General features: G+C 59.1%; 18 protein-coding genes, 1 tRNA gene and 1 riboswitch. Of the genes, 12 read left to right on the forward strand and 7 right to left on the reverse strand.

From position 1 onward, the window contains the following. Window positions 1-328: 328 nt before the first annotated feature. Window positions 329-404, forward strand: a tRNA-Thr gene (locus tag ADA16_RS07270). Between the two features lie 120 nt (window positions 405-524). On the opposite strand, the gene ADA16_RS07275 is transcribed toward ADA16_RS07270, so the two are convergent. After that, a complete protein-coding gene (locus ADA16_RS07275) occupies window positions 525-2,030 on the reverse strand; it encodes a DUF5129 domain-containing protein (RefSeq protein WP_239659386.1) in 1,506 nt (501 codons plus the stop codon). 523 nt (window positions 2,031-2,553) lie between these two features. Between ADA16_RS07275 and ADA16_RS07280 the strand changes: the two genes are divergently transcribed. Further along, the gene (locus ADA16_RS07280) at window positions 2,554-2,928 is read left to right on the forward strand and encodes a hypothetical protein (protein ID WP_152680738.1); all 375 of its coding nucleotides are present in this window, start codon (window positions 2,554-2,556) and stop codon (window positions 2,926-2,928) included. 131 nt (window positions 2,929-3,059) lie between these two features. Continuing rightward, entirely contained in the window at window positions 3,060-3,902 is an 843-nt protein-coding gene (locus ADA16_RS07285; RefSeq protein WP_048760485.1) for a PaaI family thioesterase, read from the forward strand. Between the two features lie 9 nt (window positions 3,903-3,911). Here ADA16_RS07285 and ADA16_RS07290 read toward each other — a convergent pair whose 3' ends face one another. From ADA16_RS07290 to ADA16_RS07300, 3 genes are all read right to left on the reverse strand, one after another. Next, entirely contained in the window at window positions 3,912-4,586 is a 675-nt protein-coding gene (locus ADA16_RS07290) for an esterase/lipase family protein (RefSeq protein ID WP_239659387.1), read from the reverse strand. An 88-nt stretch (window positions 4,587-4,674) separates the two neighbouring features. After that, complete coding sequence (locus tag ADA16_RS07295) at window positions 4,675-5,442, reverse strand: esterase/lipase family protein (protein WP_239659390.1); 768 nt, start codon at window positions 5,440-5,442, stop codon at window positions 4,675-4,677. Between the two features lie 122 nt (window positions 5,443-5,564). Further along, the gene (locus ADA16_RS07300; RefSeq protein WP_048760490.1) at window positions 5,565-5,987 is read right to left on the reverse strand and encodes an HIT family protein; all 423 of its coding nucleotides are present in this window, start codon (window positions 5,985-5,987) and stop codon (window positions 5,565-5,567) included. An 81-nt stretch (window positions 5,988-6,068) separates the two neighbouring features. On the opposite strand from ADA16_RS07300, the gene purD reads away from it, so the two are divergent. The 3 genes from purD (at window position 6,069) to ADA16_RS11235 (ending at window position 9,656) form a co-directional block, all read left to right on the forward strand. Then, window positions 6,069-7,343, forward strand: a complete 1,275-nt coding sequence (gene purD, locus ADA16_RS07305) for a phosphoribosylamine--glycine ligase (protein ID WP_048760491.1) — start codon at window positions 6,069-6,071, stop codon at window positions 7,341-7,343. A 218-nt stretch (window positions 7,344-7,561) separates the two neighbouring features. Beyond that, window positions 7,562-8,689 carry an aminotransferase class I/II-fold pyridoxal phosphate-dependent enzyme gene (locus tag ADA16_RS07310; RefSeq protein WP_048760563.1) on the forward strand — a complete coding sequence of 376 codons (1,128 nt, stop codon included), beginning with the start codon at window positions 7,562-7,564 and terminating at the stop codon, window positions 8,687-8,689. 811 nt (window positions 8,690-9,500) lie between these two features. Continuing rightward, a complete protein-coding gene (locus ADA16_RS11235) occupies window positions 9,501-9,656 on the forward strand; it encodes a hypothetical protein (protein ID WP_162837147.1) in 156 nt (51 codons plus the stop codon). 66 nt (window positions 9,657-9,722) lie between these two features. Here the strand turns inward: ADA16_RS11235 and trpB are convergent, their stop codons facing one another. Continuing rightward, the gene (gene trpB / locus ADA16_RS07315; RefSeq protein WP_053084305.1) at window positions 9,723-11,048 is read right to left on the reverse strand and encodes a tryptophan synthase subunit beta; all 1,326 of its coding nucleotides are present in this window, start codon (window positions 11,046-11,048) and stop codon (window positions 9,723-9,725) included. A gap of 546 nt (window positions 11,049-11,594) precedes the next feature. Between trpB and ADA16_RS07320 the strand changes: the two genes are divergently transcribed. Together ADA16_RS07320 and ADA16_RS07325 are read left to right on the forward strand one after the other, a co-directional pair. Then, entirely contained in the window at window positions 11,595-12,914 is a 1,320-nt protein-coding gene (locus ADA16_RS07320; RefSeq protein WP_239659391.1) for a TrkH family potassium uptake protein, read from the forward strand. Then, window positions 12,907-13,608 carry a potassium channel family protein gene (locus tag ADA16_RS07325; RefSeq protein WP_048760495.1) on the forward strand — a complete coding sequence of 234 codons (702 nt, stop codon included), beginning with the start codon at window positions 12,907-12,909 and terminating at the stop codon, window positions 13,606-13,608. Before ADA16_RS07320 ends, ADA16_RS07325 begins: the two co-directional genes overlap by 8 nt. 10 nt (window positions 13,609-13,618) lie before the next feature. Here ADA16_RS07325 and ADA16_RS07330 read toward each other — a convergent pair whose 3' ends face one another. Further along, window positions 13,619-13,960 carry a cupin gene (locus tag ADA16_RS07330; protein WP_048760496.1) on the reverse strand — a complete coding sequence of 114 codons (342 nt, stop codon included), beginning with the start codon at window positions 13,958-13,960 and terminating at the stop codon, window positions 13,619-13,621. A 3-nt stretch (window positions 13,961-13,963) separates the two neighbouring features. Beyond that, on the reverse strand, window positions 13,964-14,722 hold the full coding sequence (locus tag ADA16_RS07335) for a thiamine phosphate synthase (RefSeq protein ID WP_048760497.1): 759 nt from the start codon (window positions 14,720-14,722) through the stop codon (window positions 13,964-13,966). Window positions 14,723-14,792: 70 nt separating this feature from the next. Continuing rightward, a riboswitch (TPP riboswitch) is annotated at window positions 14,793-14,915 on the forward strand. Window positions 14,916-14,922: 7 nt separating this feature from the next. Between ADA16_RS07335 and thiO the strand changes: the two genes are divergently transcribed. From thiO to ADA16_RS07355, 4 genes are read left to right on the forward strand one after another with little or no spacing between them, the layout of a single operon-like run. Beyond that, window positions 14,923-16,086, forward strand: a complete 1,164-nt coding sequence (gene thiO / locus ADA16_RS07340; protein ID WP_239659392.1) for a glycine oxidase ThiO — start codon at window positions 14,923-14,925, stop codon at window positions 16,084-16,086. A 13-nt stretch (window positions 16,087-16,099) separates the two neighbouring features. Then, the gene (gene thiS, locus ADA16_RS07345) at window positions 16,100-16,333 is read left to right on the forward strand and encodes a sulfur carrier protein ThiS (RefSeq protein ID WP_048760499.1); all 234 of its coding nucleotides are present in this window, start codon (window positions 16,100-16,102) and stop codon (window positions 16,331-16,333) included. 29 nt (window positions 16,334-16,362) lie between these two features. Then, window positions 16,363-17,208, forward strand: coding sequence for a thiazole synthase (locus ADA16_RS07350; protein WP_152680740.1), 846 nt, complete (start codon window positions 16,363-16,365; stop codon window positions 17,206-17,208). Then, window positions 17,208-18,407 (forward strand): ThiF family adenylyltransferase, encoded by a 1,200-nt coding sequence (locus ADA16_RS07355; protein WP_048760502.1) that lies wholly within the window; start codon window positions 17,208-17,210, stop codon window positions 18,405-18,407. Before ADA16_RS07350 ends, ADA16_RS07355 begins: the two co-directional genes overlap by 1 nt. Window positions 18,408-18,420 lie beyond the last annotated feature (13 nt).

Raw genomic sequence — 18,420 nt, forward strand, 5'->3', positions numbered from 1 at the left:
GTGCGTTGCAGCGATATTGCAAAGACGAGTTCTAGAGACGTTGCAGCAACATAGCCCCAGTGATTTAGCGATAGTCACACTACCCCGTCGGTGGCGGAGAATCTCAATTCGTTTTCGGTGCGGTGAATTTACCTATCTGAGCGGCGCTTTTAGTGTGCAGAAAAGTGTTCAAGAAGTGCGGTTGCAGTATTCCTGTGGTGTCGTTTTTAACTTCTGCTTGCCAACCTGTACAATCGCCTGTCAGCGGCACAGCTGAGTTCGATTCTCAGGTTGACTCTGATTCTTTCGAGCCAGCGACGGCTAACGCCAAAAGGGTCGCTTCAAAGTTGCCGGGATGGCGCAATTGGTAGCGCAACTGATTTGTAATCAGTAGGTTACGGGTTCGAGTCCCGTTTCCGGCTCCAAAACCCCAGGTCAGGAAGTTTTCTGGCCTGGGGTTCTTTGGTTTAAAGGGGAAAATGTGGGGGGGAACTTGCGTGAGGGATGAAATCGTCTAACAGAACGTCCGCATCCCCTTCTGCCCCTTAAGCCGGCTTAGAAGCTGGAAGAACCGCCTGAACCGGAAAACCCCGAGCGCTGTTGACGCCGCTGCTATCAGAAGAGCTGTCGCGGGCAGTGGTGGCATCGTTATCCCAGGTGCTCACGACATAGAAGGGCACGTAGCCGTGGTAGCCGGAGCCAGCGAAGAAATTAGAGTCGTAAATGCGCGTGCGCTCGGGGCGCTCGTCGGCCTCATTGCGCTTCTGCAGCTGGGACTGCACGTGCTCCGACAAGAGCGCGGAGCGATCCAAGAGTTCTAGGTAGCGCTCCATGAACTGCGGATGGTGTGGTTCCTTGGACAATTCAGTGGCGGCATCTTCCAGCTCCATCGCGTGGCGCTGAAGCGCCGAGTCGATGCTTGTGGCCAAGTAACCTGCCTGTGCCAGATCCTTCCCCAGCTCGTAGAGTTCATAGCGGCGAGCATCCGCATCAGCGTTCTCAATGCGGTGCAGCTTTTCAATATTGGCTTCAGCGGTTTCCACGCGCTCGCACAGTTGGCGTGCGTTGGCGATGAGCTCGGAGCGTGAGCGGAATTGCTCATCTGGCGCATCCGCCGGAATCGACATGAGGGAGCCAACCTGACTATCGATCGCTAGGAAGTCATCGCGCAACCCCTCCCAGTCCTGGCGCAGGCGCTCATCCACCAGCCCTGATTGGAGCGAGTGTGCTCGAATATCAATCTCCCTTAGCCGCTGCGCCACATCGGTGTAGGTCTGCGACACGTAGTCCCAGTCCTCGCGCGCCTGCTGTGTCTTCTTCTGCCGGCTGCGGCGTACACCGCCGGCGATGCCCACACCTGCGCCGCCAACGCTCAGGCCCGCCACCCCGAGGCCAGCGGCCGCCCCCATCCGGTCCTCTTTCGCGCCCTCGTACTGGGTATCCGCAGCACGGTCTACGTCGATCGCAGCCGCTGCGCCAGCAAAGAGGCCAGCAGGAATGTTGTCATCCCGCACGCCCGGCTTAGTAGCTTCGATGGACTGTTTTAGATGGTTGTCATTCTTGCGTAGCTTCATTTGAGTAGCCACGTCCTCACCTGCGAAGACGAAGGCTTGGCGCGGATCAAGGCCGACGCCGACGAAGACCTGGCCATCAGCAAACTTATCCTTGCCGATGAGCTCCTGGTGGTTATCGCGTAGGTACTCCTCTACGGAGTCATTAACGTTTTCCTTGTTCTCGGCAAAGACCATGTAGTGTAGCCCTTGGACCACGTCAGGGGCGGCGATCCGGGAGACATCCCGAAGCATGCGCTGTTCTTCCTCCGGGGTGAGCACATCGTCTGGGTCCATGATGTCAGCCTGCACCTCACGCTGCGCGGGTTGCATGACGTAGTCAGAGCGCTCGGGCGAATCAAAGACCGCCAAGCAGGCACCCGCACCGACACCTCCGAGAAGCAGGCCGCCCACTGCTGCTGTGCCGATGATGGCACCGATGGAGGTCACTTTGGGGCCGCGGTTGGATGCAAAAGGTTTAATATCGCGAGAGTCGGTCACGGTGGTTCTCCAATTCGCGAGCAATCGGTCCCTGCCAATTTTATCCGGATTAAGGGGGCTGGGCGGGGAGCAAAGGGTGCGTTTGAAGACTGATTAAAGGGCAAATGCCTGTCGGGGGCTGGGGGCGGGGGAATTTTCTGTCACTTATGCGCACGTTGTCGGAAGTCCCGGTCAACATGTGGATGAGCTATTCACTTATGGCCACGCTGCTGCGTATCGATAGGTGAATATGGCATCGATAGGACAACGCAACACCGACAGCCGGAAAATCACAGGACACAGTAGTTTACATCTGTAGCATTAGCCCCATGCTTCACATTGGTTTCACGCGTATGTAAAGTGGACTTTGTTTCTAGTCATAAGCGTCGATGGGGCTGGCCTCGGGGAAGGGCCTGCGCTATGGGCGCTTTTGGTATCTTTCTGTAAAATCTTCCAGAAAACCCCACATGCTGGGGTGATTTCTCTGAGAAAAATATTCTACGATAGGGCTATGTCAGAGGTGCTCTTTGTCAGTAGTTCAAACATGGGACTCTCACGCGTACTAGAAGGGCTGCTGCGACAAGCTGCCCCAGAGCTGACCGTTCTGTCAGCAGGTATCAGCATCGATGATGACGACCGCGGTCTGGATGAAGACGCGCGACGTGCACTCTGTGAGGTTGGCGCACGGTGTGATGGTGATCCACATCAACTCACCCCGTCGCTCGCAGACAGTGCGGATGTAGTCATCGTTGTGGGAAAAATCGATGTGTCGGACTACATCGCACCGGATGTAGAAACGGAGCGCTGGGAATATGATGACCCGGCTGACCGCGGTATTTATGGCTACCCTCGCTACGTGCAATTGCGAGATTATTTCGTACAGCGGGTCAATACGCTAGCGGAGCGGTTCGCTGCCTAAATTAAGTCCGCTGCCTAAACAGTGGGGTAGCGGCGCGGGGAACCGTCGTAAAGCGTGGCGTTGGGCGGATATGCTTTGTTTTCTGACAATAATGCCCGCGCCTGTCCGGTCAGCACCTAATGTATATAGCTATGACTATTGGTCCATCGCTGCGACGTACCCTGTACAAACTTGCTGAGAAAGAAATGTCCCCGGCCAAGGCAAAGTTTTTGCTGAATATTTGGCCGCCGCTGTTTGGCACCGGCATCCGAATTACCGAGATTTCGGACGACTGGTCTGAGGGACGGTTAGAGCTGCGTCTGAACGCTCTGACTGCGAATATGCACGGCGCGGCATTCGGTGGTGCGCTGTTTTCGATGACGGACGTGCTGTTCGGCACGCTGGTTATGCAGCGCCTGGACGCCAAGAAGTACGAGGCGTGGACCCGAACGGGCTCGTTTGAATTTATCCGCCCAGGGAAGAACGGTGCGTACCTAGAGGTAGAGGTGCCGGATGAAATGGTCGAAAAGCTTAAGGCCGAAACCGAAGGTGGCTATTCGACGGTCGTCCCATACACCTCTGTAATCCGAAACCGCGATGGTTCCCTGGTTGGTATCGGCCAGCAGGAGCTCTACGTGCGTCGCCGTGGTCGCAAGAAGCCACCGGCCAACCCGAATCAGCAGGACCGTGTCGCAGGTGAGAACCTCATCTCGGCTGCTCGCACCCTTGCGCGACTGGGGATGCGCGGTGTGGAAAACCGTGATGTGCTCGTTCAGCAGGAACGCACCGCACGACGCTGCATTTCGCCAGAGTCGCGTGCAGTTGCATGGCTCCACGGTGTGCTCGAGTATGGCGATGTCACTGCCGACGACTACCGCGCCGCAGGGCTTCCCGACGTCGTCATCGAGGCTCTCACCTCGGACAATCCTTCGCCGGCCGCACAGCAGCTGCTTGCGGATGTCGTCACCGCGCGCGAATCGTTGAACAAGTTCTAGGTCAAAGCTCTACTCCAATAGTCGAGTCAGCAAGGCGACAACTTCGGGGTCTGTTTGCTGCTTCCAGTGCGCAACAGACCTGCCGTCCAGCTCGGATTCGAGCAAAATAGTTCGACTGTCTGGCAGGAATCTCTGCGCGGTGTCGGACCACGGAATGACTAGGCTGTCGTGGTGGCTGATGACATTAATCCAGTCAGGAGTAGCTGCCTTGCTGGCTTGATTGTGTGCGCCAGTGTTGGCTGGAGGAAGCTCGTATGTTCCGGCCGCTATCGCAATCTGATCGGCCAGAGCTTGGCCCATTAGCCAGCGGGCCAGAGACCCATGCTGCCAGGCCAAAATGCGGGAAAACCCAGTCAGGTTTACGCCGCCGACAGAGCCCGACACGCTGATGACACGACGAAATGAAATGCGCTCGTATTCATGGTCCGCTAGGCGCGTAAACAGCAGGAAAGCCAGCAGCCCGCCCTGCGAGTGAGCCACAATATCGACCGTGTTTGAGTTCGTTTCAGCGCAAATGTGGTCAATATAGGTCTCGAGCTCGGCAACCGAATCCGCAACGGCAGCAGCGCCACGGTTTCCGTAGGCCGGAATATAGACTCGACGGCCGAGGGCACGGAGACCGTCGGCAAGCGGCGCCCATGCGCCAGGGCTGTCGAGCGTGCCATGTAATGCGATAACCGGCACGGGGTCGCTGAGGTTCCCCGTTGCCGGACTCGGATTTGGTAGAGACGGAGTCGCGGCTGTCGGCGGAAAAATCCGCGTTAGCAGCGGTCTATTCCGCTTGCTCGGTCGGGTCAAAATCCTCGCCTACCAACTTGAACAGTGCCTCGCGAGTAAGCGCGCGGGGGCGCCAATCGTGCGCCATTTGCTCGTGCAAAACGATGGCTTGAGGGAACGTGTCCTGCACATAGAAATTGGTGACCATGCCTGTATCGCCATCATCCAAGAAACAGGACTGTGGCGGGGAAATGAGCTGGTCATACTTAGTGGCAATGCAGGTGTAAGTAACGCCGGGACCGAGAATATCGTGGGAATTGGAGTTCAAAACCATCTTTGAACCCGTGATCTGTTCCAAGCCGGAAACACCCCAATAGCTCTGAACAAAGTTGCTCATCAGCGACTTTGTGCCGGGAATCTTAGTGATTCCGGAAGCGATACCGCCCAAGTTTGTTCCGTGATTGGGTGCGGCGAGACAGACGACATGCTTGATGTGCTTGGAAATGCGCAGAGAAAGCAGGGTGGCAATTAAGCCACCTTGCGAGTGCCCCACGATAACGGCGTGCTTGGCACCGGTCGCGTGCAGGACAGCCTTGATATAGGGCACGAGCATGTCGATGGACTGATTGATGGGGTCTGTTGCGCGGTGCCCAAAATCTGGCGCGAAGACAGCCCAGCCATCCTCTCTCAATTGGGTACCAAGGGTCTCCCAAATGCCCTTGACCTGGCCTGTTCCATGCAGGAGGATGATCGGCCACGGTCGGGACTTTGATACTTTGGCTCCCCAGTTATCTTCGAAAACACCGCGTAGCGGACGGAAGATGGCATAGGGGAGCGGTGCCGACTCTTCGGATGCAGCCGGTTCGTGCGCCTCTGGTTCCGGGGACTCAGGAGTAGACGGAACTGGCGCCTGCTTGTCTGGAAAATCCTTCTCTGACGCGTCGATCAGCGCACCAACTTTCCGTCTTCGTCAGTCCCGAGGGCCTTCCGTAGCTTAGCGGCGGCCTCATCCATCGACTCTGCGGAAGGGCTGCGATCCACCGACTGTAGGTTGTAACCGGACATGTCGTGGGCAGGGAAGATGTGGATGTGGGTGTGCGGAACCTCGAAGCCAGCGATGAGGTAGCCAGCACGTGGAGCGTCAAAAGCGGAGACAACAGCCTGGCCGACCTTCTGTGCGACCTCATTGAGGTGAGCCCACAGCTCAGGCGAAGCGTCAGTCCACTTGTCCACCTCTTCAATAGGAACAACCAGCGTGTGGCCAGGTGCAATCGGCTCGATGGTCAGAAACGCGACGACCTTATCGTCGCGGTAGACAAAACGACCGGGGAGTTCACCGTTGATGATCTTGGTAAATACTGTGCTCATGTGCCAAGGGTAACTCGAATAGCGGATTGAGGGGGTTGGGCTCGATGAGAGTTATCCGGGCTGATTAGTAAGATGAATGCTATGCGCATCCTCGTAATTGGCTCCGGTGCCCGTGAGCACGCCCTGTTGTACGCAATGAGTAAGGACCCGCAGGCTACGGATCTTCACGTAGCCCCTGGTAATGCGGGTATGAGTGAAATTGCAACCATGCATCCACTGGTCGTGGATGACCCCGCTGGCGCTGTTGCGCTGGCCAAGGAAATTGAGGCCGATCTGGTTGTTATTGGCCCGGAGGTTCCGCTGGTTGCGGGTGTAGCCGATGCACTGCGCGACGCTGGCTTTGCAGTCTTCGGCCCGAACGCTGATGCAGCTCGGATTGAGGGATCCAAGGCCTTCGCCAAGGACGTCATGGAGGCTGCTGGAGTGAAGACCGCTTCTGCCGAGGCCATTCAGCCGGAGGCTTCCGATGAGGACATCGAGGCAGCTATTGACCGCTTTGGCCCGAACTGGGTCGTGAAGGATGACGGCCTGGCAGCTGGCAAGGGCGTTGTGGTCACTAAGGACCGCGCTGAGGCTCTCGAGCACGCAAAGGCTGTTCTGGCTGCAGGCAACCCGGTGCTGCTGGAGTCCTTCCTGGACGGTCCGGAAGTTTCCCTGTTCTGCCTGGTCGATGGTGAAACCGTCGTTCCGCTGTTGCCGGCACAGGACCACAAGCGTGTCGGTAATAACGACGAGGGTCCGAACACCGGTGGCATGGGCGCTTACAGCCCGCTGTCCTGGCTACCGGAAGGCGCAACTGAGCGCATTGTCACCGAGGTCTGTGAGCCGGTCGCTCGTGAAATGGCCACTCGCGGCTGCCCATTCCAGGGTCTGCTGTACGCGGGTCTGGCCTGGGGTGAGGATGGCCCGGCTGTCATTGAGTTCAACTGCCGCTTCGGCGACCCGGAGACCCAGGCTGTACTGGCGCTGCTGGAATCTCCGGTAGCTCAGCTGCTCAACGCTGCTGCTACCGGCACGTTGGCGGAGTTCGGCCCGCTGTCCTGGCGTGATGGCTTCGCTCTGACTGTTGTGCTGGCCGCTGAAGGCTACCCGGTGTCTACTCGCACGGGCGATGTCATCGAAGGTGCAGAGCCTGGCCGCGAGGCAGACGGCATTCTCCACGCGGGCACTGCCCGCAATGCTGCAGGTGAGCTGGTCTCCGCAGGTGGTCGCGTGCTCAACGTCATCGGTGTCGGCGACACGCTGGAAGAGGCCCGCGACAAGGCGTATGAGACCATCAAGACCATTAAGCTCGAGGGCTCGCACTACCGCACCGACATTGCACTGCCTGCAGTTGAGGGGCGCATTTCCATTTAAGTAATGGTCGGGGCTGATGGGCGGCACTCGGATACCCCGCGAGTGCACCCACCCGGGATGAGCTGGATTTCCCGGGTGACATCGGCGGCTGCAAAGATGAAGGTATGCACGCCGAATCTCAGCAGTCATCGCAGCCGCAGCTCTCGCGGTCTCCGCAGGCATCCCAGCCCCAGCATGACCTAGCATCCCGCCGCAGCGAGGTCGCGCCTTTCCATGTGATGGATGTTCTCGCGCTCGCACAGGAGCGTCAGCGTACCCACGGTGACGCTCTATTCCTTTGTGTGGGGCAGCCCGCAACTGCGGCACCAGCTGCTGCGATTGCCCGTGCTCGTGCCGATTTGGAAAATCAGGTTCTGGGCTACACTGCGGCCGTCGGCACGCCTGAACTGCGTGAAACCATCGCCACCTGGCATCGTGAAAACTACGGCACGGCCACGGAAGCTGCCGATGTTGTCATTACTACCGGTTCTTCCGGTGGTTTCGTAGCGCTCTTCCTCGCAGCCCTCGACGTCGGCGACGATATTGTGCTCGCGCGCCCGGGCTATCCCGCATACCGCAATACGCTGCAGGCTCTCGGTGCCAACATTGTTGAGATCGACTGCGGTCCCGAGACTCGTTTCCAACTCACCGCCCAGCACCTGCAGGCTCTCCCGCGCGTGCCTAAGGCTGTGATTGTCACCAGCCCGGACAATCCCACTGGCACCATTATCGATGCCGAGGAGCTTCGTGCCATTGCGAAGTGGTGCGAGCAGCACGATTGCCTGCTTATTTCCGACGAGATCTATCACGGCATTACCTATGGCCGAAAGTGTGCCTCAGCACGCGAGTTCTCTGACGCGGCGGTCGTGGTCGGCAGTGTCAGTAAATACTTCTCGATGACCGGTTGGCGCGTGGGCTGGCTCATCGTTCCACAGTGGCTGCGTGCACCCCTGGATCGTCTCGAAGCCAACCTCACCGTCTGCCCACCGGCAATCTCGCAGGCTGCAGCGGTGGAGGCGTTCAGCCCTGAATCCATCGCCGAGCTGAATTTGCACGTGACGCGCTACGCACGTAATCGCGATGTTTTGCTTGAGGGGCTGCCCCGTGTCGGTCTTGACAATATCGCCCCGCCCGACGGCGGTTTCTATGTCTATGCCAATATTGCAGGGCTTTACGACGACCCCAGCTCCGTCGACTCCATGACGTGGGCTCGGGAATTGTTGGCCGCAACAGGTGTGGCCGTTGCTCCTGGTATTGACTTCGATACCGAGAATGGCAATGAGTGGGTTCGCCTCTGCTTCGCTGGTGAGACTTCCGAGATGGAAGAGGCTGTTCGGCGTATTGGAGTGTTCACCGGACGTGGTTAAGCCGTCAGTTACCGGCGTTCAAAATATGATTTACGACACACCTGGAGAGGTGATTTTTAAGTCTCCCAGTGTATGAGTTTCGGAGTTTTTATCTGGAGTTAGCTGATTCAGTGGTCGACGTCAGTTCAACTGGTGGGGCTCGGATGTCGTGGCGGCTGGATGTCGCCTTGTTTGCGTGCGCTTTCGGTTCGTGTGCGAGCGGGGAAACTGCTTCATATCGGGGGCTCTGTGGCCGTGCTTGCACTCGCTGTTCTGGTCTGAGGGTTTGTGGGGTGTCTCGGCGGCTGGCGTGGGCTCTTGGCTGTTGGTCAGAGATGCCGGTAGTCGGGTATATGTGCAGGTAGGGGGGGTACCTTCTGTATGGCCTGGGGTTGGCTGCCGAGGTATGGGCGTTTTGCTTGAGTATCGTGACGGTTGGATGCGGTTTGTAACTCGCATCCAAAGGTGGGTGGGGCACCGGGGCTGGATGGTCGGTTTTTGTCCGGCAAAAATGAAATCTCCGTACATGACTTCTCGTTGTGTAAAACGAGATTTTTGAAGACATTGTCGGAGGCTGTGGAGCGAGCTTGGAGGGCGGCATTGGGACCGTTTTTGGGGTGTTGTGAACGAGCTAAAAAGGGCTCGAAAGTTAACAAAAGGTTAACTAAAAATAAAGTTTAGCGCTTGCCAGGTCTTGTGTTGTCGTCTACGGTTGCAAGTCATAAGTTCCAAACGATTCGATGAAACGACGTTTCAACTGCGTAATCGCAAAGAATCGGTTGGAGAAGTCCAACAATAAAGATCAAAGAGATCTTAAGAGAGGTGACCTCTGATGAACGCATTCAACGAGATTATGGATACTGTGTCCCCAATTTTCCAGGACGGCAAGGAATCCAAGCAGGATGCGCTGGCATCGCTGCTTGCCGAAGCCATCGTGGAGGCGAACCCGAAGCAGGGCATCGCCGCCGACGACCGCCGCGCTGCCTAACAAGAACTAACTTTGGTTCGGTTCCTATTAATCAGCTAGTGGGGAAACAATCCCTTCTGGCTATCCCTACTGGTTCAGGAATTCCCGGACCTGCTCCATATCCTTATCGCCGCGACCCGACAGGTTCACCAGCAACAGTAAAGGCTCATCGCCCGCGTGAACCGGAAGCCCGAGCTCGCTACCAGCGGCAGGGTCGGTTTCACGGAGTCGCGCAATCTTAATGGCCTGCGCCAGCGCATGCGAGGATTCCATCGCCGGAATAATGCCCTCTGTGCGGCTGAGCAGCTGGAACGCTTCCAGCGCCTCCTCGTCGGTAATTCCGACATAGCTGGCGCGGCCATTTTCCTTCAGCATGCCGTGCTCCGGGCCAACGGACGGGTAATCCAAGCCCGCCGAGATGGAGTGCGATGGCAACACCTCGCCGTCGTCGGAAAGCATGACAAACGAGCGCATGCCGTGAAGGACGCCAGCCTTACCCGCGTTGATGGGCGCGCCATGGCGGTCGGTGTCGAGGCCCTCACCTGCGGGTTCCACGCCGATGAGGGCGACATCGGAATCGTCGATGTAGTTGGCAAATGCGCCAATGGCGTTGGAGCCGCCACCGACGGCTGCGATGACAGCGTCGGGAAGCTTGCCGTAACGCTCGACCATCTGGCTGCGCGATTCCTTTGAAATAACCTGCTGGAATTCACGCACGATAGTGGGGAATGGGTGCGGGCCAGCGGCTGTGCCTAGCAGGTAGAAAGTGGAGTCGAGAGTCTTGCTCCACTCGACCAGCGCCTCGTCAATAGCTTCCTTCAAACCAGCGTCGCCGGTGGTGACGGGAACAACTCTTGCTCCCATCAGCTCCATGCGCTCGACATTGGGGTGCTGGCGGGCGACGTCGTGTGCGCCCATGTAAATCTCGCACTCAAGCCCCAGCAGTGCAGCGGCCATCGCGGTGGCCGTGCCGTGCTGGCCTGCACCCGTCTCAGCAATGAGGCGAGTTTTTCCCATGCGCTTTGCCAGCAGTGCCTGGCCGACCACGTTGTTGCCCTTGTGCGCGCCGCCGTGGTTGAGATCCTCGCGCTTGAGCACAATCGTCGTGTTCGGCGTGGACAGTCGACGGCATTCGAACAGTGGGGTCGCGCGGCCGAGAAAATCACGACGCAGTTCTTCCAGCTCCCGCTGAAACTCTGGATCGCTCATCGCCTCAATGTAAGCCGCTTCCAATTCATCGAGCGCTGGCAGCAGGAACTCCGGCACTTCCTGTCCGCCGAAGCGGCCGAAAAACGCAGGCAAGAGGGTTTCGCGCACCTCGCCCGCGCCGTTAATGCTTGCCGACGGAACCCTGGTTGCAGTCGGTGCCGCAGCCTTGGCGACGGCTTCCGCGCTGGGGTTGAAATCAGTCATTGAGGGGGCCTTTCATTGCTGTTCTTTACTTCAGCGGGCCCTGGATCTTTTGTCGAACCGATAAAAGTCTCGAACCGATAAAAGAAAAGAGCCCGCCAGATTTATCTTCTTGCGAGCTCGTACTTGACGGGTTTGCCGTCGACACTAATGAGATGACGTGACGTTGCTCGCGGACTTAGGCGAGCCACCACCACTGCGCGCCATATTGCGCGGGTGTGTTCATCAGGGGTGTCATCATGGAAATCACAATAACTCATGCTTTCCGTAGCAGCCAAAGCGGGGTAGGGCGTGGGGGTCAGGATTTGGCACAGGTTACTTACAGAAGCGTCTCAACTGTGTCTAGGGCGTAAGGCAGTTTTCCTATAAGTCGGGTACACGCAGAGCGGAATTCCTAGATTCCCCTCGACACCACCGGATGTGAGGACTAACGTTCCGAAGGTGATTACGCTGTCGCGGCAGACCACTAAATCACGTCGGGGAGTTCGTCCCACGACGCTGGTGGTGTGGTGTTATGCCGCCCTCATAACCGTTGGCACGGTTCTGTTAATGCTGCCGATTTCGGCGGCCGAGAGTCATCCCACGGGGCAGTGTGCCCCGAGTCCTGGGGATATGTGCCTGCCTACAGCTCTGTCCGATGCGCTGTTTACAGCCACCTCGGCAACAAGCCTGACGGGCTTGATTACCGTTGACACGGCCACCCATTGGTCAACCTTCGGCAAGGTCGTCATCATGCTGTTGATTCAGCTGGGAGGCCTCGGGTTCATGACCTTGGCTTCACTTTTTGGTCTTTTCGTGGCAGGAAGGCTTGGCCTTAACCGCCGTGCCGGTGCTCGCGTCGAAGGTCGCGGTATGGACATGGGGGAAATCTCATGGGTTGTCCGTGCTGCTGTCAGCTTCACTCTGCTGGTGGAGTTCGTGGTGGCAGTGGTACTAACGCTGCGGTTCCACTTCGGTTATGAGTACAGCTGGGGAAGAGCTGTGTGGGAAGGCTTGTTCCATGCCATCTCCGGCTTTAACAACGCCGGCTTCGCTCTGTATACCGACAATGTCATGGGATTTTTCAGTGATACCTGGGTGCTATTGCCCCTGGCCTTCGCCCTCATTGTGGGTGGTCTGGGTTTTCCGGTTTTGCTCGAGGCTTGGCGGCACCTGAAGACGTGGCTCAGCGTTCGCACTCGAGGACAGCTGCCTAAGCGCTGGTCATTGACTACTCGCTTCACCATTAAAGGCACCATCCTGCTGATTGCCTTGGGCACGCTCATGGTGGCATTTGGTGAGTGGTCCAATGCCATGTCTGGATTCACCACGGGGGAGAAGATACTCAACTCATTCTTCGCTGGTGTGAGCCCGCGTACCGCGGGGTTCAACGCACTCGATTACGCAGACTTTCACCCGTCGACACTGCTGGGCACGGACTTCCTCATGTTCATTGGCGGCGGCACCGGTGGTACCGCAGGTGGCGTGAAAATCACGACGTCGGCCGTCATTCTCGCCGCCGTTCTCGCGGAGATTCGCGGTGACACCTCCGTATCCGTGGCTCGGCGGCGCCTCAACCCAAAGGTGCTGCGCCAGGCCCTCGTCGTCCTTGCATTCGGTATTGGTCAGGTATTTCTGGCAGTAATCGCCGTCAGTTTCCTAGCGCCACAGTTTTCTACTGACCAAATCCTTTTTGAAGTAGTCAGTGCCTTCGCCACGGTAGGCCTTTCCACAGGTATCACCGCTGACCTGCCGGTTGCAGCACAGGCAATCTTCATCGTGCTGATGTTCACCGGCCGTGTTGGCCCAATCGCCTTGGCGACGGCCCTGGCCGCCCGCCCACGCCAGCGCGTCTACGAATATCCGGAAGAAAGGCCCTTCATTGGCTAACTCGAAATTCAACCCGTTTGCAGGTTTCGCGGAGCATTTCTCCAACCAAGCCAGCTCTTCGCCTGTTGTCATCCTCGGCATGGGGCGTTTCGGACAGGCGCTCGGTGAGGAGCTGGTCGCCGGCGGTATCGAAGTTCTCTGTGTCGATCATCGTGAGAAGGTGGTTCAGGAGTTGTCCTCGACTTTTGACCACGTGGTCACCGCCGACACCACCATGCCCGAAGTGCTTAAACAGCTCGGTGTCGATGAAGCCGAACGCGTGGTCATTGCGATCGGCAGTGACATTGAGGCTTCATTGCTGACTGCGTCCGCGTTGGTAGACATGGGCGTGCCCATGATTTGGGCAAAGGCCGATAACCAGGCCCACGCCAAAATTCTGGGCCAGATTGGTGTGCACCACGTCATCCGTCCGGAGGCCGACACCGGCCGTCGTATCGCGCACCTCATCGGTGGCAAGGTCCAGGATTTCCTGGAATTCGATCGCGACTACGCAGTCGGCAAGGTCGCGCCGCCGATTCACTGTCTGGATAAGACAGTGGCGGAGATCAACCAGAGCGCACCGATTACGGTCGTTGCCGTGCAAAAGCGTGGTCAGCGATTCCGTCCTGCGCTTGCCGACGACCGCATTACCGCAGGTGATCTCCTGATTGTTTCGGGTGCCATTCGGCAGTTGGAAACATTCGCCGGAGAGTAGTCACTGATGGCTACTTGTCGCCGTGGCTGTCGATTCCGTCGACGCCTGTGACCGTGGTCAGCAGAAACACGGAATCTGTTAGAGCTTTCACGCCGTGCTTGACGTGGGTGAGTGCCTTGAGATTGCCCTCGGAAATCGTGGTTTCATCGGCACCGGTGATTTCAACTTCGCCAACAAGCACAAGCATCGAGGCTGCGGGCGGTGAGTTATGGGCAGAAAGCTCAGTTCCTTCAGTCAGCGCGATGAGGGTCTGGCGCAGCGGGCCGTCGTGGACAACGATTTCCGCAGTGCGGCCATTGTTGTTGCTTTTGGCCTGGGCTAGAAGCTCGTCCTTGTGGGTAAGAATCCTCATGTTTTAGCTCCTTGGTGTAACCATAGCGCGCAGGGCACGCGCTGCCTCTTCCGGATTTTCTGCCTCGGTCAGTGCGCGAACCACCACAATGCGTTCCGCACCAGCGGCGATAACTTCGCCGGCGGTCTCGGCGTTGATACCGCCGATTGCCCACCATGGCTTGACGGGATCACTTGCGCCGCGGTCGTGTGGACGCACAATATCGGCCACGGAATCCTGGTGGGACTCCGCTGATCCTTGTGCCCGCACTCTCCGTACCAGTGCCGCAGCCTCACTGACTATCTCGACTCCGACGGGCTGACGGTCGGGCTTCGTCGGGGTGGCATAAACCGGGCCGATTACCGCGTAATCGATGCCATCGTCGGCAAGCGAGGCGGCGAACATGTCTAGATTTCGGTTGGACCGGCCGATGAGAACCTCGGGGCCAACGATCTGACGGGCCTGCTCAGTAGTGAGGTCTTCCTGACCCACATGCAGAATGTCTGCGCCGGTCAGCGCGGCAATGTCGGCGCGGTCATTGACGGCGAAGAGCTTGCCGTGTTCAGCGGCGACCTCGGCGAGGGTCTCCACGGCGGCAATTTCGTCGCGAGTGTCGACTTTCTTGTCGCGCAGCTGGATGATGTCGGTGCCCCCTTCGTAACAGGCGTGCAGGAATTCGCGCAGATCACCGCGGGATGCGCGCGAGTCGGTGCAGAGGTACAGGCGGGCGTCGGCAAGCAGGGCGCGTCGTGTTGTGCGAGTGGCGGCAGATGAGGCGTTCATGTCCCCATGCTAGGCGAGGTTGAGGATGCGGTGTCGTGGCGGCCATCGGGAAGTCATATGATGGGGGAGTACCAATTTCCGCGGGAGCCGTGCCCGGTATCGATGAGACACCGCTGGCTGAGAGGGCGAGTAACGCCGACCGCTTTTACCTGATGCGGGTTATGCCGCCGGAGGGAGGAATGGCAGTGAATGCTGCCGCTATGGGTGCTGCCTCGATAGGTGAGGGTGGCACAGGGGATCCGTCGTCAAGCGTTGTTATCGCAGGTGCGGGCATTATTGGCTTGGCGACGGCATGGAGACTACTTCGCCAGGGACTCGAGGTGACCGTCCTCGATGCCGAGCCCGTTTCCGGCGCAACTTTCGCCGCAGCTGGCATGCTGGCGCCGGTGGCCGAAGTTGTATGGGATCAGCCGACGCTGTATCCGCTGATGGTGGAGTCGGGCAAGCTCTACCGCGACTTTGCCCAGGCCATCGCCGAGGAATCGGGCCACGATGTCGGATACATCGAAAATTCCACGTTCGTTTGTGCGGGTGATGCCGCCGACCGGCAGACCCTTAGCGAGCTCGTTGAGCTGCAGCATGACATGGGCATGGAGATTAACCGCATCACCGCTACCGAGGCGCGCCGGGCGGAACCGGCATTGGGGCCGGGCTGTGTTGGTGCGGTGGATATTCCGGGAGATCACCAGGTCAATCCGCGTCTGCTTGCCGACGCACTGCTGACCATCCTGGAAGACCGTGTCATCCGCACCCGCGCGCAAGAGGTTATCTACGATTCCGACCGCGCCATCGGTCTGCGCGGTGCGGACGGAAATGACTACCTCGCCGATGAGGTCGTGCTGGCGGCAGGGCTGAACACCGCCGACATCACCGGTCTGCCGGAGAATCTGAATCTGCCACTGCGACCGGTCTATGGGGATGTGCTGCGTCTGCGTGTGCCGGCGCGTCTGCAGCCGCTGGTCACCCGCACTATTCGCGGTGTTGTTCAGGGGCGTCCGGTTTATATCGTCCCGCGTGCTGACGGCACCGTCGTGCTCGGTGCAACCTCGCGCGAAGATGACCTGACCGGTGTCTCCGCCGAAGGCGTCCACCAGCTACTGCGCGACGCATACCGCCTGGTACCGGGCATTCTCGACTGCGAAATCTACGAGATGACCGCCCGCGCCCGTCCGGGTTCCCCGGACGATGTCCCCATGATTGGCCGCGTGGCTCCTGGTCTGACCGTATCCACCGGCTACTTCCGTCACGGAATTCTGCTTACGGCCATTGGCTCCAAACTCACGGCCGATGTCGTTGCCGGTCGGGAAAATGACAACAATCCGGCGCTTCTTTCCGCCGTCGATCCATTCCGCTTCAGCGACTAGAGGAGGCTCGCTTATGTCCGCCACAACACTCAATGGCGAAGGCTACACACCGGATGAGGGGGAGAGGGTCGCAGATCTCGTCGCAAAGCATACGGGGCACGCGCTTAACGACGACGGCACCGCCGTGGACGGTACCCGCCTGGGGATCGCAGTGGCCGTGAATGGCGCGGTGATTCCGCGTGCCAAGTGGGCGACCACGCCCGTGGCAGGTGCAATCGACATCGTGACAGCAGTTCAGGGAGGCTAGAGATGACCGAGAAGTCTGCACAAGCAAATATGTCCGCAAAAGCAAACGAAACCGGGGCGGCGAGCGAACTTACACGCGAACCGCTGCGCGTTGGTGGGCTGGAGTTGAGCTCCCGCCTGATTATGGGAACTGGTGGCGCGACCAGCATGGATACGCTGGAGCGCGCGCTGGTGGCCTCGGGGACTGAGCTGACTACGGTGGCGATGCGCCGCTTTACTCCCGGAACGAAGCAGAACGTTTTTGAGATTCTGCAGCGCAACAATATCGCGGCGCTGCCGAATACCGCGGGGTGCTATACCGCTCGTGACGCGGTGCTGACTGCGCAGCTGGCCCGCGAGGCGCTGGAGACCAACCTGTTGAAGCTCGAGGTCATCGCCGACGAGGACACGCTGCTGCCGGATCCGGTTGAACTAGTTGCGGCAGCGGAGCAGCTGGTGGCTGACGACTTTGTCGTTTTCGCCTACACCAATGACGATCCGGCGCTGGCCAAGCGCCTGGAGGACTTGGGCTGTGCGGCGGTCATGCCGGCGGGCTCGCCGATTGGCACTGGCCTGGGAATTCTCAACCCACACAACATCGAGCTGATTGTTGACCGCGCGAATGTGCCCATCATCCTGGACGCGGGTATCGGCACCGCCTCCGAGGCAGCGCAGGCAATGGAGCTGGGCTGCGATGCAGTGCTGCTGGCATCCGCTGTGACTCGTGCACATGATCCGGTGGGCATGGCCACGGCGATGCGTTTCGGCGTTGAGGCGGGTCTGACTGCCCGTGAGTCCGGCCGTATCCCACGGCGTCGATTGGCACAGGCGAGCTCGTCGTTTGAAGGAATCATCACTGAGCGCATCAGCGGCGCACGCGAGCAGGATTCTCTGTAATGGCTGAGCAGAGTGCCAATCTATCGGATCGTGACCTGCGCCGGTACGCGCGGCACCTTACGCTGCCGGGCTTTGGCGCCGAGGGGCAGCGAATCCTGCGAGCCTCCCGCGTCCTCGTTATCGGCGCTGGTGGCTTGGGATCACCTGCGCTGTTGTACCTGGCCGGTGCAGGGGTCGGACACATCACCATCATTGACGATGACGTGGTCGACGAGTCCAATCTGCAGCGCCAGGTTATTCACCGCGAGTCCGACATCGGTCGCCCGAAGGCCGAGTCCGCCGCGGATGCTGTGCGGCGCCTCGATTCCGAGGCATCGGTGACCGCAATTGTCGGCAGGTTGAGCGTCGACAATGCCGAGGAGCTCTTCGCCACTCACGATGTAGTGCTCGACGGCGCGGACAATTTCGCCACCCGCTATCTGTCTTCCGATGCTGCGGAGCTGACCGGAACCCCGCTGGTCTGGGCCACAATCCTGCAGTTCGCAGGACAACTGTCTGTGTTCTGGCCGGGGCGCGGTCCCATGCTTCGCGATCTCTACCCCGACATCCCCGACCCCGGCTCCGTGCCGTCGTGCGCCGCAGGTGGGGTCCTCGGCGCAATGGTCGGTCAGATTGGTTCCATAATGGTCGTCGAAGCAATCAAGGTGCTCACCGGTGTCGGCAAGGCCGCCGTCGGCAAGCTCGTGCTTATCGACGCTTTGGAGGCAACCACCCGCACACTGTCCTTTGCAACCGACCCGGAGCGCGAACCCGTTTCCGACCTGACCGAAATTGCGCAGGTATGCGCAGCTTCGTGGTCGGAAGATGAAGACGGCTCGGAGCAGAATGTGCGCAGCGTTGGTCCTCATGCAGTGCGTGAGCTTCTCGCCGAGGGCGTGCCTCTTATCGATGTACGCGAGCCCGAAGAGTATGCAGAGGCCGCCATTGCCGGATCGGTGCTTGTACCGCTCGGCGAAATTCGCAGCCGTAGGTGGGCTGCGATTCGCGAAGCGTGGGCTGAGCGGAACCTCCAGCCGAACTCCCCACGAGTCGTCATTCACTGCCACTCGGGTGCCCGTTCGCAGCAGGCAATTGAGCTGCTGGCTGGCGAGGTCGAGACTGATGGTGCCACGCCGGAGCTCATCAACTTGGACGGAGGTATTGTGGCCTGGCAGGCTGCGGGGCAGGAGACCGTCGTAAAGCGTGGTGGAACGCACTAATTAGCAGCTACCG

Source organism: Corynebacterium vitaeruminis (assembly GCF_001054325.1).
GTDB classification, from domain to species: domain Bacteria; phylum Actinomycetota; class Actinomycetes; order Mycobacteriales; family Mycobacteriaceae; genus Corynebacterium; species Corynebacterium vitaeruminis_A.

Bases quoted from the DNA above. Each gene is read 5' to 3' on its own strand.
- ADA16_RS07280 (WP_152680738.1), top strand. From the start codon at position 2,554: ATGGGACTCTCACGCGTACTAGAAGGGCTGCTGCGACAAGCTGCCCCA.
- ADA16_RS07285 (WP_048760485.1), top strand. From the start codon at position 3,060: ATGACTATTGGTCCATCGCTGCGACGTACCCTGTACAAACTTGCTGAG.
- ADA16_RS07300 (WP_048760490.1), bottom strand. From the start codon at position 5,987: ATGAGCACAGTATTTACCAAGATCATCAACGGTGAACTCCCCGGTCGT.
- purD (WP_048760491.1), top strand. From the start codon at position 6,069: ATGCGCATCCTCGTAATTGGCTCCGGTGCCCGTGAGCACGCCCTGTTG.
- ADA16_RS07310 (WP_048760563.1), top strand. From the start codon at position 7,562: ATGGATGTTCTCGCGCTCGCACAGGAGCGTCAGCGTACCCACGGTGAC.
- ADA16_RS11235 (WP_162837147.1), top strand. From the start codon at position 9,501: ATGAACGCATTCAACGAGATTATGGATACTGTGTCCCCAATTTTCCAG.
- trpB (WP_053084305.1), bottom strand. From the start codon at position 11,048: ATGACTGATTTCAACCCCAGCGCGGAAGCCGTCGCCAAGGCTGCGGCA.
- ADA16_RS07320 (WP_239659391.1), top strand. From the start codon at position 11,595: ATGCTGCCGATTTCGGCGGCCGAGAGTCATCCCACGGGGCAGTGTGCC.
- ADA16_RS07330 (WP_048760496.1), bottom strand. From the start codon at position 13,960: ATGAGGATTCTTACCCACAAGGACGAGCTTCTAGCCCAGGCCAAAAGC.
- ADA16_RS07335 (WP_048760497.1), bottom strand. From the start codon at position 14,722: ATGAACGCCTCATCTGCCGCCACTCGCACAACACGACGCGCCCTGCTT.
- thiO (WP_239659392.1), top strand. From the start codon at position 14,923: ATGGGTGCTGCCTCGATAGGTGAGGGTGGCACAGGGGATCCGTCGTCA.
- thiS (WP_048760499.1), top strand. From the start codon at position 16,100: ATGTCCGCCACAACACTCAATGGCGAAGGCTACACACCGGATGAGGGG.
- ADA16_RS07350 (WP_152680740.1), top strand. From the start codon at position 16,363: ATGTCCGCAAAAGCAAACGAAACCGGGGCGGCGAGCGAACTTACACGC.
- ADA16_RS07355 (WP_048760502.1), top strand. From the start codon at position 17,208: ATGGCTGAGCAGAGTGCCAATCTATCGGATCGTGACCTGCGCCGGTAC.